At 64.5% G+C, this 17,120-nt stretch carries 7 protein-coding genes; 5 read left to right on the top strand and 2 right to left on the bottom strand.

The window, feature by feature from the left end; all coding sequences use genetic code 11:
- Positions 1 to 29 precede the first annotated feature (29 nt).
- Positions 30 to 6,170, bottom strand: coding sequence for an autotransporter-associated beta strand repeat-containing protein (locus K1X11_RS15435; RefSeq protein ID WP_221031135.1), 6,141 nt, complete (start codon positions 6,168 to 6,170; stop codon positions 30 to 32).
- Positions 6,171 to 6,320: 150 nt separating this feature from the next.
- Complete coding sequence (moaA, locus tag K1X11_RS15430) at positions 6,321 to 7,346, bottom strand: GTP 3',8-cyclase MoaA (protein WP_221031134.1); 1,026 nt, start codon at positions 7,344 to 7,346, stop codon at positions 6,321 to 6,323.
- Between the two features lie 111 nt (positions 7,347 to 7,457).
- On the opposite strand from moaA, the gene K1X11_RS15425 reads away from it, so the two are divergent.
- The 5 genes from K1X11_RS15425 to K1X11_RS15405 all read left to right on the top strand — a co-directional run bounded on the left by K1X11_RS15425 (position 7,458) and on the right by K1X11_RS15405 (position 17,100).
- A complete protein-coding gene (locus K1X11_RS15425; RefSeq protein ID WP_221031133.1) occupies positions 7,458 to 8,675 on the top strand; it encodes a molybdopterin molybdotransferase MoeA in 1,218 nt (405 codons plus the stop codon).
- A 26-nt stretch (positions 8,676 to 8,701) separates the two neighbouring features.
- Positions 8,702 to 9,226, top strand: a complete 525-nt coding sequence (gene moaC, locus K1X11_RS15420; protein ID WP_221031132.1) for a cyclic pyranopterin monophosphate synthase MoaC — start codon at positions 8,702 to 8,704, stop codon at positions 9,224 to 9,226.
- Positions 9,223 to 9,465, top strand: a complete 243-nt coding sequence (locus tag K1X11_RS15415; RefSeq protein WP_221031131.1) for a MoaD/ThiS family protein — start codon at positions 9,223 to 9,225, stop codon at positions 9,463 to 9,465. Before moaC ends, K1X11_RS15415 begins: the two co-directional genes overlap by 4 nt.
- A 259-nt stretch (positions 9,466 to 9,724) precedes the next feature.
- Positions 9,725 to 13,522 (top strand): immunoglobulin domain-containing protein, encoded by a 3,798-nt coding sequence (locus tag K1X11_RS15410; protein WP_221031130.1) that lies wholly within the window; start codon positions 9,725 to 9,727, stop codon positions 13,520 to 13,522.
- Entirely contained in the window at positions 13,519 to 17,100 is a 3,582-nt protein-coding gene (locus K1X11_RS15405) for an immunoglobulin domain-containing protein (protein ID WP_221031129.1), read from the top strand. The genes K1X11_RS15410 and K1X11_RS15405 overlap by 4 nt, the downstream gene beginning before the upstream one ends.
- The last annotated feature ends 20 nt before the right edge of the window (positions 17,101 to 17,120 follow it).

Raw genomic sequence — 17,120 nt, 5'->3', positions numbered from 1 at the left:
CCCGCCTCAGGCGGGGTCCGCCCCTACCTTTAGGCGGTGGTGGTGGCGGCGGTCTTGGCCTTGCGGCGCTTGCGCCAGAACCAACCGGCGAGGGCGGCGCCCATGAGGATCGCACCGTAGGTGCTGGGCTCGGGGACGGTGATCTCGTTGGCGCCGTAGTCGTAGGTGAGCCAAATGGTGTCGGACGACGTGAAGCCATCGAAGGTGATCTGCGCCGTGGTGGCGCCGCGCTCGTCGAGGGTCGCGCCGCTGAAGTTGGTGGCGGTCCAGAGGTCGTAGAAGCTGTTCCAGCTGGTGGCGAAGATGGTGCCGCCGATGTCGATTTCGAGGGTGCCGATGTTGAGGGTGGCGATATCGGTGCCGCCAAAGTCGATCACGCTGTCGCCGGTGACGCGTAGGGTGCCGACGTCGAAGGTGGTGCCGTTGTTGACGAGATTGAGCGTGGTGTTGTCGGCCAGCTCGAGGGTGCCGCCGAAGTTGAAGTCATCGACGATGTTGAGGGTGTTGCCGGCCGTGAGGATCATGGTGCCGGTGGAGCCAGTACCGTCGGCCGCGCCGATCGTGCCGCCGTTGAGGGTCATGATGCCGTCGACATCGAGCACGCCGGTAAAGGCACCGGTCGGGGTGCCGCCGGAGAGGCTGCCGCCGATCTTGTCGATGGTGAGGTCGCCGCCCGAGGCGATGGTGAGGGTGCCGCTACCGGTGAGGTCGTCGATGACCTCGGTGAAGGAACCGACGTTGAAGGTGCCGGCCGCGCCGAGGTTCACATCCATCGTATCGGAGAGGATGTTGGAGTTGCCGAGGGCGAAGGTGCCTTCGGTGACATTGGCGGTGGCGTAGGTGTTGCTGTTGGTGACGGTGAGGGTGCCGCCGCCGGTCTTGTTGAGGGTGTTAAAGGTGTTGGCGCCGTTGAAGGTGGTGTCGCCGATGGAGTCGACCGTGAGGGTGCGGCCGGAACCGGTGATGCCGCCGTTGACGGTGAGGTTGGCCCCGGCGTCGGTTTGGATCTCGGCGTTGGCGGTCATGAGCACGCTGCCGCCCCAGGTGTTGGTGGTGCCGGTGAGAGCGCGGAGGGCGCCGGTGCCGTCGTTGTTGTGGCCGCTGCCGGCGATCTGCAGGGACTCGGCGCCGATGGTGACGGCATCAAGTTGGAGTTGGCCGCCGGAGAGGACCCGGGTGTCGCCCGAGACCGCGCCAAGGCCGGTGTCGTTATCGACCCGCACGATACCGTCGGAGATGAGGGCGGTGCCAGTGAAGGTGTTGGCGCCGGAGAGTTCGAGGGTGCCGTCGCCGGTCTTGTTGAAGCCGCCGTTGGAGAGGACGGCGTTGATGTCGAGGGTGGCACCGGCGTCGACGACGATGGACTTGGCGGTGTCGTTGTTCATGCCGAGGCGGCCCTCGATGGTGGAGGTGGTGCCGCCGGAGGCCGTGAGGGTGCCGATGATGTCCAGACGGTCGCCCGTGCCGGAGCCGTTCATCGCCTCGATGGTGCCTCCGTTCATGGTGACGTTGTTCACGATCTCCTTGTAGCCCTGCAGGTCCCAATAACCGTCGGAGTTTATGGTGACGTTGGAGGAGTCGGAGATGAGGTTGTTAAAGAGGTAGCCGTTGCCGCTCTCGGTGTGGCCCTGCTGGAAGAGCGCGGAACCGGCGGCGCCGATGCCATCACCCACGGTGAAGTCGCCGAGGATGCCGGTGTCTTCGTTGTTGTAGGTGTTGAGGATGGTGGTGCCGTCCTGGAAGTAGAAGTCGGTGTCGGGCGAGAGGATGGCCGGGTAGGCCTCGGAGTGGTTGAGGGAGAGCGTGCCGGAGCCGGTCTTGTAGACGTCACCAGCGTCGGTGAAGTCGGCCTCAAAGATGATGTCGCCGCCGTCGGTGTTGAGGGTGAGGTCGTAGCCGTCGAGGTCGAAGATCGGGGAGGTGCCCTGGGTGCCGAGCGTGAGGGTGTCAGCGGTGGCGGAGATGGTGGCGTCACCGGTGAGGGTGAAGGGGGCGTCGAGGATGTTGTCGCCGGAGGAGCTGAGGACGGCGCCCGCGCCACCGTTGCCGGTGCCGGCGAGGTAGATCATGTTTTCGGTATCGGAATCGATGCCGCCGGAGAGTTCGAGGGTGCCGCCGGAGAGGACCGAGGTGTTGCCGCCGCCGGAACCGAGGGCGTCGTCGGAGGTGGCGACGAGGGTGGTGCCGGAGGTGACAATGACGTCGCCGGAGAAGGTGTTGGTGCCGGAGAGAGTGAGTTGGCCGCTGGAGACCTGCACGTCGCCGGTGCCGGAGATGACGCCAGCGTATTCGTTGGTGCCGGAGGCGTTGTCGAGCAGGCCGTTGTTGGTGAGGGCCTCGCTGGCGATGGTGATGTTGTTGGTGAGCGCGAGGGTGCCGGCGCTATCGACGGTGGTGCCGGTGGCGGCGGTGCCGAGGGCGTTGTCGTTGGCGGCGATGAGGGTGCCGCCGGAGACGGTGGTGGCGCCGGTGTAGGTGTTGGCGCCGGAGAGGGTGAGCGTGCCGGACTCGTCCTTGGTGAGACCACCGCTGCCGTTGGCGAGGGTGCCGGAGATCACGGTGTTGGCGGTGCCGCCGACGGTGAGGATGTTGCCGCTGCCGGTGACGGTGCCGGAGAGGGTGAGCGTGCCGGTGTTGGTTTCGACGCGGGCGTTGGAGCCGAGCACGACGGAACCGGAAAGGGTGTTGCTGCCGGTGAAGTTTTGCAGGGCGCCGTTGCCGCCGGTGCCGGTGCCGTTGAGGGTGACGGTGTTGTCGATGTCGAGGCCGCCCTGGATCTGGAAGTTGCCGCCGGAGGAGACGTTGATCGCGCCGGTGCCGACGGCTTCGTTGGCGGAGATGTTGAGCGTGCCGGCCTGGACGTTGGTGGTGCCAGTGAAGCTGGTGTTGTTCTGCGTGATGTAGACGTTGCTCAGACCGGCGACATTGAGGGTCGAGCTGGAGCCACCGACGAGGTTGCCGGTGAGGGTGGAGTTGGTGACCGAACCGGCGCTGAGGGTGAGGCCGCCGGCGGTGCCGAGGTCGACCGTGCTGCCGGCATTGGTATTGAGACGGTTGATGGTCTCGGTGCGCTCGTTGAGATCGAGGGTGCCGGTGCCGTTGAGGGTGACGGAGGCAGAGTCGGCGATCTGGTTGTTCTGTTGGAGGGTGACGGTGCCGCTGTTGACGACGAGGCCGCCCGAGCCGATGGCGTTGACGCCGGCGGTTTTGTTGAGGTCCAGGTTCGCACCGGAGGCGACGGTGGTGACGCCGGTGTAGGTGTTGGCGGTGCCGCCGGTGTAGGCGACGGTGCCGGACTCGACGGTGACCGTGCCGGAGCCGGTGGTGATCTGGGAGACGTTGATGGTGCCGGGGCCCGCGAAGGTGGTGTCGGTGCCGGAGCCGGTGACGTTGCCGGTGAGGTTAAGCGTGGTGCCCGCGTCGGCGGCGATGCGAGTGTCGGCGGTCTGGTTGATCGTGCCGGAAAGGGTGTTGGTCGCCGCGACGTTGTGGATGGCGCCACCGTTGTCGACGCCGGTGCCGGCGACGTTGATGGTGTTGGTGGTGGTGCCGGAGTTGGAGAGTTCGAGGGCGCCGCCGTCGGCGATGTGACCCTGGGCCGAGCCCGTGCCGAGGGCGGTGCCGTATTGGATCTGCACGATACCGTTGTTGATGTAGAGGCCGCCGGTGTAGCTGTTGTAATTGTTGTTGATGATCAGCTTGCCGTCGCCGGTGCCGTCTTTGATGAGGGCGAAGGAACCGTTGGTCTCTTTGATGTCGGCGTTGAGCACGAGGTCACCTGCGCCGGTGATGTCGACGACGGTGTTGTTCCGCAGGAAGAGGTCGTCGAAGTAGAGTTCCTGGGTGACGTCGCTCTGCTGCTGAATGTAGGGGACGGTGCCGGCGAGGGTGATGTCGGAGGCTGTGTTGGCGATGCGGTAAGTGGACGTGGCGTTCTCACCAAAGCGAATACCGGCGAGCGTGTAGGACGTGTTGAGATCAACATCGAGACGACCGAGACCGAGGTCGTCGAAGAGCGCGACTTGGGTGGAGGTCGGTTCGCCGGAGGAGGTCCAGTTGGAGTTGGTGCTCCAGGTGCTGCTCGAGCTGCCGTCCCACTCTTTTTCGGTGACGGCGGCGGCACCGAGCAAGTAGCCGGTGGCGGAGTCGTAGGACGTGGTGGAGCCGGTGTAGGTCGCGACGCCGTAGCCCGAGAGGTAGATGGTGCTGACGTTCTGGCTGTTGACGGTGGTGGCGAGGGCGTCGGTGCCCTGCTCCCAATTGTTGATGACAAGCACGCCGCTGCCGGGAGCGGTGTAGTTGTCGAACATGAAGGTATTGGCGCCACCCGGCGTGCCGTAATTGATGGAGGCACCGTCGCCGCCGGTGAGGTTGTCGATGCGCTCGGAGTAGCCGTTGAGGTTGAGGCTGGCGCCGGCGCCCATGACGAGATCGGACGCGTTGTGCAGGCGGTCGTTGCCGCCGAGCGTGACCGTGCCCTCAGAGATAGTGGTGGTGCCGGTGTAGGTGTTGGCGCCGGAGAGGATGAGTTCACCCGCGCCGGTTTTGGTGAGGTTGCCCGCGCTGGTGCCGCCGTTGGCTATGGTGCCGGTGATCTCACTCGTGCCGATTACCTCGGTGGTGAGGGTGCGGCCGGTGTTGTTGTTGGAGAGGTTGACGTTGCCGAGGGTGGAGTCGGCGAGGCCGAGGGTGTAGCTGCCGCCGGACTGCGTGAGCGTGCCGGTGGTGCCGAAGCCATCCATGGCGGCGTCGCCGGTGAGGGTGATGGCGTTGCCGACCGTGGAGCCGTTGGTGGAAGCGAGGGTGCCGCCGGACATCGTGACGGTGCCGGTGCCGAGGGCCGTGGAGGAGTCGGCGTTGAGCGTGCCGTTGTTGAGCGCGGTGCCACCGGAGTAGGTGCTGGAGCCCGAGAGGGTGAGGGAGCCGCCGTCGTTCTTGATGAGGTCGCCGGAGCCGGTGATGGCGCCGGTGGCGAAGGTGTCGCCCGTGCCATCGAAGGTCACGGTGTTGCCGCCGGTGGTGAGGTCACCGTTGAGGGTGAGGTCGCCGCTGTTGGTGTTGCGGATGTAGATGTCGTTGTCGGCGACGAGGTCGGAATTGATGGTGTGGTTACCAGAGCCGTGGGTCTGGGTGGCCGCGATGCCGGAGAAGCCCGCCACGCCACCGTTGTCGAACGTGAGCGTGTTATTGTTGAGCGTGTAGTCGAACGGGGCGTCGAAGGTGATCGAGCGGACATTGCGGTCGGCGTAGGTATCGATCGTCTGCGCGGTGGAGACGTGGGTGTTGTCGAAGAGAATGTCTTCGCCATTGCCCGGGGTGACGGTCGGATCCCAGTTGTTGTTCGAGTCCCAGTTGGAGGTGCCGAGATTGTTGGACCAGAGGCTCGCGCCGATGGTGGAGGCGTCGATGTTACGAATCTCGTGGTAGTTGGTGGAGCCACCGGTGCCGGCAGTGAAGCCGAGCTTCAAGGTCTCGGGGCGCTCGTAGGCCGAGAGGTCCATCTGGAGAATCGTCTGCGGGGAGGTGCCGCCCTGCTGGAGCGTGACCGTGAGCTGGTTGGTCGCGTTGAGGAGAACTTGCACTTGGTTGTAGACCACGGGACGCGAGCCGACCCCGGGCGTATCGATCGAAGTCGAAAGGGTGCCGCTGCCGCCGAGGTAGGCGTAACCGGAAGCTTCCGAACCGCGCACCGCGATGGAATCGGGCGTGAATCCGATACCGCCGATACGGCCTTCGGTCGGGTTGGAGTAGTTACCAAACTCGTCGATGGCGACGCCGATGTAGCCGCCCGCCAGACCATCCACGCCGGTCTTCTGCGCGTAACCCATCGAGCCGCCGTCCGCGCCGACCACAAAGGACTGCGCCCCGTCAAAAAGGAAGAAAGTGATGCCGTCAGCGCCGCTGCCACCCCACGTCGCGTATTGAAAAGATGCATACACCGTGGCACCGGCGGCGTTGAAGGCAGAATCGTAATAGGCGCTGGTCGCCTGGTTGTTGCCATTCGAGGTGAGTCGCAGCCAACCATCACCCGCGGTATCAATGCCCTGCGAGGCCGTGAGCACCGGCGTGTAATTGGTGCCCGAAAAGACCCAGCCGGAAGCCGAGGTGCCCGTGAAACTCTCCGTCAAAACCTGGCCATGCAGACCCGCCGCAGCCGCCAAAACGGACACGATGGTAAGAAGAAGCTGGGACCAGGGGCGACGCACCCCTGAAAAATAGGGACTTTTCCCTACAACCTACAAGACGCTTTTTGGGTGTAAATATACCTACCCGACTGCGGCCCAACCCGACCCGAATCTGCGGCGGATTCGGCCCACGCCCTACCCCCCCAGATAACTCATTTCCGCCTTCGGTCGCGCCTCGCCACTGGCCAACACCTCGGCCCGTTCGTCGGAATAACGATCCCGCCGGCCCGCCCAGATGCGGCCCACGTAGTGATCGAGGGCGGCATCGTCCGCCCCGCTGCGCAGGCAGCCCAAAACATCCCAACCGAGGGCAGTGAAGAGACAGGTGTAGAGCTTGCCATCAGCCGAGAGGCGGGCCCGGTGACAGTCGGCGCAAAACGGCTCGGTGATCGAAGCGATGAGCCCGATCTCCCCTGCCCCGTCGCGATAACGATACCGGCGAGCCACCTCGCCGCGGTAGGTCGGCCCCACCGGATCGAGCGGCCAGCGAGCGGCGACTCTTTTAACAATATCTTGGGCGGGAACCACTTGGGAGCCTTCCCAGTGATTGGTGTTACCCACATCCATGAACTCAATGAAGCGCAGCGGCAGGCCACGCTCGCGGAAATAGGCCGCCATGGTTTCGATTTCGCCGTCGTTCACCCCGCGCTGCACGACGGTGTTGATTTTGACGTGCAGCCCCGCCGCCACGGCGGCGTCGATCGCGCTGAGCACGCGCCGAGAGTCCAGGCCCTGGCCGTTCATGCGCCCCGCCCGCTCGGGATCGAGCGAATCGACGGAGACGTTAACGCGGTCCAAACCGGCCTCCCGCAAGGCGTCGAGCCGCCGCTCCAGCAGCCAACCATTGGTGGTGAGCGCGACATCCGGCACGCCTAATTCGCCTTTGAGCCGCGCGATGAGCGTCGGCAGGTCGGCCCGCAGCAGCGGTTCACCACCGGTCAGACGGATTTTCTCCACCCCCAGCCGCACAAACGCGCCCGCGATCCGCACGATCTCATCGGTCGCCATCAACTGCGGGTCACGCAGAAAGGGATAACCCGGCCCAAACACCTCCTTCGGCATGCAATACGGACAACGAAAGTTGCAGCGATCCGTCACCGAGATGCGCAGGTCGCGCACCGGGCGACCGTGGATATCGTGGATCGGAGGGGCATCGGGCATGAGTCCGCACACCAAGACGCCAAAGCCGCCCAAGACAACCCCGCGCTTGTATTCCCGGCCACTCCCGAGGGTTGCACCCGTGCCGTCGCTGACCTTATTATCGCCCGCCCCATGCTCGTCACTCCCGCCGCCGCGACCGAACTCATCACCACCCACCTCGCCGCCCTCCCAAGTGAGGATTGCCCGTTGGCGGCGGCCCACGGACGCGTCCTCCGGCAAACCATCACCGCCGATCGCCCGCTCCCGCCGTTTGACCGGATCACGATGGACGGCTTTGCAGTGCGCAGTGCCGACCTGACCGACTCCAGCGTCGAGCGCCGCCTGCGCTGCACCGGATTCCAGGCCGCCGGCATGATGGCCCAAACCCTCGCGGCCAGCGGTCTGTGCATCGAAGTCGCAACCGGCGCCGTGTTGCCGAACGGGACCGACGCCGTGATCCCCTACGAGGAAACCGAGCGAGACGGAGAGACGATCATCATCCCGGCAGGCGCCGTCTGCGAATCCGGGCAGAGCCTCCACCGCACCGGGTCCGACGTGGCGACCGGCACCACGTTGGTGGCACCCGGCACCCGCCTCTCCGGACGCGAGATCGCGGTCGCCGCCACCGTCGGCGCCGCCCAACTTCGCGTCGCCGTCCGCCCCAGCGTCGCCATCCTCGCGACCGGCGACGAGTTGGTCGAAGTCGACGCGCCTCACGTAGGGCCTCACCAAATACGCCGCTCCAACGACTACGCTTTGCGCGCCGCCCTCCTACAGAGCGGCCTGACCGGACGCATCGAACGGTTTCACCTCCGCGACCATCGACCGGAGATCGACGCCACGCTGCGACGCGTGTTAGCCGAGTTCGACCTCGTGCTGCTCACTGGCGGCGTCTCCAAGGGCAAACTCGACCACATCCCCAAAGCCCTCGCCGAACTCGGCGTCACCAACCACCTGCACGGCGTCGCGCAACGCCCCGGCAAACCGCTATGGTTTGGCACCAGCTCACGCCGCACGCCGGTGTTCGCGCTGCCCGGCAACCCCGTTTCCACCTACACCTGTCTGCATCGCTACGTCCTGCCCGCGCTGCGGCACCAACTCGGTGCCACGCCGCCGCCGCCCGAAACCGTGCGCCTCGCCGAACCGTTTCGCTTCGCCAAACCGCTGGCGTTTATGCTGCCGGTGCAGGTGCGCGACGACGGGGCCGGCGGTCGTGCCGCCCATCCCGCGCCGTTCAACACCTCGGGCGACCTCGGCGGGTTGCTCGGCACCGACGGCTTCGTGGAACTCCCGGCCGAGGCCACCGACTTTGCCGCCGGCGACACGTTCACGTTCTGGCGCTGGACCTGATTCAGTCTGCCGCTAGACTGCTGCACATGCTTTCGCACTTGGACGAAAAAAACCGCCCCCGCATGGTCGATGTGGGCGACAAAACCCCCACCCTGCGCACCGCGCATGCGCTCACCGTGGTGCGCCTCCCCGCGGCTCTCGCCACCCTCATTCACGACAAGGAAATCAGCGGCAAAAAGGGCCCCGTTTTCCAGACCGCCAGCCTCGCCGGCGTGATGGGCGCCAAACGCACCAGCGACCTCATTCCGCTCTGCCATCCACTGCCGCTGGACAACTGCGCGATCGAGCTTCACCCGCGCCCGACCGCCAGTGACGGTTCCGTCGAAGTCGAGATCCATTGCCGCGTGTCGGTCACCGCCAAAACCGGCGTCGAGATGGAAGCACTCACCGGCGCCACCGTGGCCGCCCTCACCCTTTACGACATGGGCAAGGCCGTGACCCATGGCATCGTCATCTGCGAAACCCGTCTCATTGAAAAGACCGGCGGCAAAGCCGACTACCACGCGCCCGGCACCAACCCGAGCGAGCCGGTCCCCGAATACGAGGAATGAAAACCATCCACGTGCGTTATTTCGCCATCCTGCGGGAGCAGCGCGGCGTATCCAACGAGACCCTACAGACGGCCGCGGCCGACGCCGCCACGCTCTACGAGGAGCTGGCCACGACGCACAGCTTCACCCTGCCCGTCGACCGCCTGCGCGCCGCCATCAATGGCGACTTCGCCCCCTGGCCCGCCCCGCTTAACGACGGCGACGAAGTGGTCTTCATTCCGCCCGTAGCAGGCGGCTGAAGCGGACGCCGGCAGCAGTGCTTCTGCCACTCATTCGGCGGCCGGATTCCCGCGACGCGCGTCGCCGCAGGGCTTGCCTGCTGCGTAGCGGGCATCACAGAGTGCGCGTCTTCCCATGCCCCCACTTGGCCCGTTAATCATCCGACTGGCCCTCAGGATGATTCCGCGAGCGACGCGATGCGTCGTGCGGAATCACCAACGCCCGCCCATCCACGCGGGCGGAAGCATCGTGCGAACCCCACCCTCTGTTTTCTCTCCTATGCATACGCTGCAACGTGTTCTTCGCGCCGGCCTGGGCTTGGGCTTGGCCTGCCTGACAACCCTCTCCGCCCAGGACGCCCCCAGCGGGGTGAGCCTCACGCCGGATACCCCGCTACTCGAAGTGATCGAGGGGAATCGAGTCGAACTGGTGGCCCACGCCACCGGCACACCGCCGCTCACCTACACGTGGTTTCAAAAACACTACACCGAGCCGGTCGCAGAGGGGGACACGTTCGTGCTGGACCCCGTTCGTTCCTACGAGGAGGGCACCTACTACGTGCAGGTTTCAAACGCGTTTGGTGTAGCGGAGAGTGAACCCGTCGCCCTTCGCGTAGCCAAACGGACGGCCCCGACGATCCGCAACTGGACCAACGACTTCGAACTCGCGCCCGGCGAGCCCTTTGCACTGACGGTCAATTGGGAAGGTTCGACACCCGTGACCATTGAATGGTGGAAAGACGGCGAACTGCTGCAGAACGACGGTCGCGCCCGCCTTGAAGTCGCCGCAGCGACACCGAGCGACGGCGGCATCTACGAAGTGCGGGTGGCCAATCGTCTCGGCACTCGCACCCAATCCATACGGGTATCGCCCATTCCCCTCACCTCGCTGCAACCACCGGTCTTCACCCACGTAAGCGGCGACCTCGTCGGCGAGCTCGGCCTCGGCGAGCCAGAGGCCTATTTCAACGCCACCGGATCCCTGCCAATGTTGTTCGAGTTGATGCGCGACGGAACCGTGCTGCGTTCCTTCGAGGCAACTTTCATTTACGGCGACGTCATTACCGCCAGTTTCAGCTGGCCCGAGATAACCTTGGCAGACTTCGGCACCTATACGGTGCGGGCTTCGAACGCCGCTGGGTCCACCGTCAGCACCCCGTTTACGCTCTCGCGCCAGCCGTTGCGGGCGCCAGTTCTCCTTACCTACGGTCGCCCTCCCGTCGATAGCACCCGCCCGGAGGGAAGTTACTTTTCCTTCGAGGTTTCCCCCAACGGCTCGCAGCCCATGGCCTACCAGTGGTTCAAGGACGGTGAACCCCTGCCCGGCGCTACGCTTCCCAGCCTGTCCATCTCTTCACTCAGCGAATCCGACGCCGGTGTTTACGTGCTGCGCGTGACCAACGCTGCCGGCACGGCGGAGACCCCGCCGGCCCGCCTCACCGTCGGCCCCTACCCACCCACGCCGCCCGCGATCGGCGGCGGCGTGCTCTACGACATCGCGTTTACCTCCGGCAGCAGCCAAGCCATCTCTGTCTTCCCCACCGGCACCCAACCCATGACCTTCGCCTGGTATCACGACGGCGAAGAGATCCCGGATGCCATTTATTCCAACTACTACCTCACAGGTCAGGCTGCGGATGTCGTGGGCAACTACTCGGTCAAAGTCACCAACGTTGCCGGTGAGATCACCACTCTGGTGGCACGGGTCATCGAAAAACTGCCGGAAGCCCCTCGCATCACCTTCCAACCTGTGGCCGAGCTCTCACTCGAAGAGGGCGACAACTACGGGCTCTCGATCTCTGCCAAATCGGAAAGCGACATCACGTATCAGTGGTTCAAGGACGGCGAAGCCCTGGCGAATGCCAACAACTCCACGCTGGCCCTGCTCAACGTCACCACCGCCACCGCCGGCTCCTACTATGTTGAAGCCGCCAACACCACCGGCACCACCCGCAGCGAAACGTCCACGGTCACGGTGCAGCCGGTCCCGCCCCTGGCCATCGTGCGCCACCCGGCCAGTTTTCACGACGAGGCAGGCACTTATTCCCCCGACCACTATCTAGCGGTCCAGCTCCGGAGCGACAAAGGCGTGTCCTTCCAGTGGTATCGGGATGATGTGGCCGTGGACGGACAGACCCAGTCGAGCTTCCAGGCTACCATCGGTGCCACCCCCGCCGGCACCTACCGCGTGGAAGTGACGCGCAACGGGAACACCCTTTCCAGCGCGGAAGCCATTGTCACCACCGGCCCGCGCGACCCGAGTCTGGTGTTCAGCTACACGTCGGGAAGCGTGATCGCATGGTCACAACTTTCAGGATACGGCACGGCCCAGCACCACGAGCCGCTGCTGACCGTGCGCACCTTTGACGCCCCGTCACAGGTGGTTTGGCGACGGGACGGAGTCGTCGTGCCCGAGCAGACTGATCTCAGCTTCTGGACCGACTTATGGGACGGTAGCGAGGGCACCTACACGGTGACTGTAACCACCGCCGCCGGTGAATTCACCTCGCGCGCCATGACCATCAACCATTTTGACTACAGCTCGCTTCCTCAAATTGGGCGACACCCTCGATCCCGATCCATGAGCTTGGGCAGCTACGACGCCCGCCAGGTCTATCTGAGCGTCGAGGCATTTGGTCCTGCGCCGATGCGAGTGCAATGGCTGAAGGATGGCCAACCGGTGCCGGGGGGCTTCGGCAACAGTCTGGAGTTCGATCACTTCTCAGCCGATGACGCCGGCGAGTATGTTGCCCGCATCACCAACATCTTTGGCTACGTCGACAGCAATCCGGCCCTGCTCGAACCCCTGCCGCTCACGCCCCCCGTCATCACAGAACAGCCCGTAGGCGGTGCCGTCGGCAACCCCACCCGCACGGAACTCGCGCTCGCGGTCGGAGTGGAGAGCGCGCACGAGGTCGCCTACCAGTGGTATCACGACGGTGAGCCCATTCCCGACGCCGACTGGGAACGGCACACCATCGGCGGCGACACCACGAATGCGCTCGGCTCCTACCAAGTGAAAGTCAGTTCGGCTGGCGGAGAAGTCTGGTCCGATACGGTCGAAGTCACCCGCGCCCCGACCATCGACGCTCCGACGGAAATTGTGCCACCTAACAGTCACACCGTGAGTCCCGGCCAGACGGTGAATCTTGAGGTGACCCTATTCAACTCTCCCGGCACCGCCCGCTACCAATGGTTCCACAACGGCGAAGCGATCCCCGACGCCACTACCTACCGTCTCGAACTCGACCCGGTCCAAGCCAGCGATGTCGGCGACTACACCGTCGAAGTCAGCATCGGCGACTTCCACTACACCAGCCCTGCGGCCACCGTCAGCCTCGCCAACGGCGGCAGCCCCCTCCGCGGGCGCCATCGCATCGTCGGCAACGGCGTGTGGACCGGTCAGCCCGCGCGTATCCACACCAGCCTTACACCCCTCGCCGACATCACCGACGCCACCTACGCGCTGCTCCTGCCCGCCGGCTGGTCGCTCGCCGCGCAAAACGCCACCGGCACCACCACCGCGCCCACTGTCGGCGAGACGGATCTGCTGGAATGGAGCTGGGCCGAGTTGCCCACCGGCACCCTCGATTTCGAGTTCACCCTCACCCCGCCGAGCACCACCACCGGCACCGAGGAACTCGCCGCGTTGCTGGAGTCTACCCACGAGTTTCTCGACTTCCAGGCCCTCGCCATGCCCGACCCCATCGTGCTGGCCCCGGTGCCCAGTCGCCACTCGGCGGATACCAACGCGGACGGCCTCATCGACCTCTCCGAACTCCTCCGCGTGATCGAGTTCTACAACACCCGCTACGGCACCACCCGCACCGGCCGCTATCGCGTCGAACCTGACGCTGTCGACGGCTACGCGCCCGACCCCGATCTCGATGTTGGCGCAGAGTCCACCCTACGCCGTTTCCACCTCGCCGACACCGATTGGGACGGCACGCTTTCCCTCTCCGAACTCCTCCGCGTGATCGAACTCTACAACACCCGCAGCGGCACCACCCGCACCGGCGCCTACCACCCTGACGCCACCACCGACGACGGTTTCGCACCGGGATCGACCTTACCATGAAGCTCTCCCCCCCGCCGCTACGACGCTTCCTATGCTTCACCCTCGCGATCATCGTCACGGGGGTGGCTGCGGCCGGTGCACCTCATCCACTGTCAGCACCACCTGAGAGCCAGCATTCGGCGGGGGGCACCACCGACTTCTCGGCAACGAGTCCCGAGGAACAACCTGTCGCGCCGTCGTTCATTAAAATGCCGGCCGACCAATCCGTCGTCTACGGGCGCTTTGCCACCTGCGCCTTCGAAACGCTCGGCTCCCGTCCTCAGGTTTATGCCCTGATCCGCGACAATGAGGTTATCAAAGAGGCAACCTACCCCAGCTACTTCTTTATCGGCCCAGTGAATTTCGAGAACGCTGGAACCTACCAAATCCGGGCCACCAATGACTGGGGCGAAGCCACCAGCGACCCATTTACCATCCAAATCGACCCAGGTCCCCCACCGCTCGCCTTTCGAATGGACAGGAACACCGAGGTCGCCGCGGGAAAAACGTTCCAACTAAAGATGTCGAGCATCACCGGAAATCCACCGTTCTCATTTCAGTGGTTCAAGGACGGTCACCTCATTCCCGGCGCAACCGAATCCTCCTACTCAAAAACCAATGCCACCATCGCCGATGCGGCCAGCTACCACCTGGAGGTGAGCAATCTCGCCGGCACCTTTCGCAGTCTGCCAATTGGAGTATCCGTTTCTTACCTACAACCCCCGAAAATCCACTGGGCCACCGGCGACTCCACCGCCTTCTTCACCGGCTCCGACGAGGATGAGATCACCCTGAAAGTCACGGCGACCGACTCAGGAGACTTCACCTACACTTGGCACCATGACGGCATCCTGCTGCCGGATGCGACCGGTGCTTCACTAAGGCTTGCCCCACTCAAATTGGCGGACGCCGGGGAATACACGGTGACAGTGAACAACGAAGCCGGCAGCTCCCCCGCTCGCACCATCCAGCTGGAGGTGATTGACCGCTCAAATACAGCGCCGGTGATCACCCGCCATCCCACCTCGACTGAGATTCAACAGGGAGAGGGCACTGATCTGACGATCGAGTGGGACGGCTACGGCACGGTGCAATGGTATTTGAACAACAGTCCGCTATCGGGCGCGACCAGCGCCACCCTCCCCCTCCGGGTCGTGCCGCAACTGTTGGAGGGTAGTAAGCTCGCGATACCCGGCCCTTACCACGCCGTCGTGTCTCGCGGCACGGGCACCAGCGTCAGCCACCCTGCCGAACTCGTCATCCACCCGTTTCCTACCGGCATGCCCTACAACCGCGGTTTGCCCAACATCCTGGCGCAGCCCCGTGCCGTGAGTCTACTACCCGGAACAACGGCGGAACTCGAGATCGAGTTGGAATTCTACTCCTCCCATAACAAACGACGTTGGTTCATGGACGGCGTGCTCATCGAAGACGAAAGGCAAACCACCCTCCAGGTCAGCGAAGCCGGTGTTTACCAGCTGGAGTTGAGCGACTACTCAGGCAACACCGTGACCACAGACCCGATCACGGTCACGGTCGACCCGGAGGGTGAGCAACCGGTCTTTCGGGTGGTTCCGGGCGACCGCAAAATTCGATTCAACCGAGACACCTACATCCACTTCAGCCTCAGCGTGCCTGTCGTGGACGCACGCTGGGAACGTAACGGTGAACCCTATAGTGCAACCGGCGTATCGCTCTGGCGTTCTGACCGCTCCGGTCCAGAAGCGGATGGCACCTACCGCTTGATCGTTACAACTGCCGATGGGGAGTTTATCTCGCCGCCCGTTGAAGTGTCCCGACTCACGGATGGCCTGGCCCCATACCTCAGCCTCCATCCCACTCCCCAAACCCTCGACCAAGGGTCATACCTCTACCTCGAAGCCACGGCCGTGGGCGAGTCGCCCATGACCTATCAATGGCAACTCAACGGGGAGGACATTCCCGGTGCCAACTCCCCCACCTACGGAATCGGCAATCTCTCGGCGAACAACGCCGGGGACTACACCGTCATCGTCACCAACGAAAACGGATCCGCCACCAGCACGCCCGCCCCTGTGGCAGTCATACCTGTTGGTGCTCCGACCATCACCAGACACCCCGCCAGTCTCCAGATTTCCTCCTCAATGAGTTCAGTGCCTGCGCTGACGGTCGAGGTGGAAAGCATCCGAGGCCTCCAATATGAATGGTTCCGCAACGGTGAGTCTCTGACTACCTCTTCCGACAAATATTTTTTTCTGAAGGACTGGGGCTTGGACGACATCAGCGGAGCGTATCACGTCGTCGCCACGAACCCGGCTGGCACGGTGACCAGTCACACCGCCACGGTTTCGGTGCTCCCGGCACCCGAGAAAAACCTCCTGCCTGATATCATCGCCCACCCGCTGGATGCCGCCATCGCTTTCGGAGACTCAAAAGTCCTCACCGCTTCAGTCTCTAGCCCGACCCCCATGCAATTTCAGTGGCGCCACAACGGCGTGGATATCCCGGGAGCCACCCAGCTCACCCACACGGTGAACCTGCAGTCCACCGACGACGTTGGCCTGTATTCCCTTATCGTGAGCAACGACCATGGCGTAGCCTCCACTCAAGCCGCACGGGTCACACTCGCCTTGCCGGACCGCCCACTTATCACCGGGTTTGCCCGACCGAGCGCCCCGCTGCCGCTAGGTTCGACCGCTCAGTTCAGCGTCGAAGCCATCGCCGCCACGGACCTTTCCTACCAATGGCGCAAGGATGGCGTGCTCCTGCCCGATGCCGATGCCGCCTCCCTCACCTTGACCGAACTCAGTGCAACCGACGCCGGCGTCTATTCGGTCGAGATCACCTCCGCCGCTGGCCGCGTCGCCAGTCGCAGCTTCCTGCTGCGCGTCGCCCCCGGCGACGGCCAGGCGATTGGCACCCATCGTGTCCTCCGTCGGGGCTGGGATACCCAGCGCCGCGTCACCATTAAAAACCAAGTGCTGCTGGGCAGCGGCATCGACACGCTCACGTGGGAGGCCCTGCTCCCGGAAGGCTGGAGTTTGATCTCCAGTGATTCGACCGCGGACAGCGCCCCGGCAGACGCAACAACTTCCCTCGCCGGATGGACCTGGAACGCCCCGGCTGCCAACTCGCTGACGTTCACCTACGTGCTGCAAGCCCCGCTCGACCAAACCGATTTCTCCGAATTGAGCGCAATGATTTCCTGGACCAGCGACGGGACTCCCACCGAATTCCTCATCCAACCCGACCCGCTGCGCCTGGGCCCACCACCGTCCCGACACAGCGCCGATACCGATGCCAATGGCCGACTCGAACTCAGCGAACTCCTGCGCGTCATTGAACTCTATAACACGCGCCACGGCACCTCCCGCACCGGCCGGTATCGAGAAAACCATGACAGCACCGACGGCTTCGAAACCGATCTGCTCACGCCGGCGATCGACCCTACTGCGTTGGTGCACTACCACCTCGCCGACACCGATGAAGACGGCACCCTGTCCCTCTCCGAACTCCTCCGTGTGATCGAGCTCTACAATACCCGCAGCGGCACCACCCGCACCGGCGCCTACCACCCCGACGCGACCACCGAAGACGGCTTCGCCCCGGGCCCGAACTGATCCAGTTCGCCCCCAACCAC

It is taken from the genome of Actomonas aquatica (assembly GCF_019679435.2).
Taxonomy (GTDB): domain Bacteria; phylum Verrucomicrobiota; class Verrucomicrobiia; order Opitutales; family Opitutaceae; genus Actomonas; species Actomonas aquatica.
This window is presented reverse-complemented; position numbering and strand designations above follow the sequence as displayed.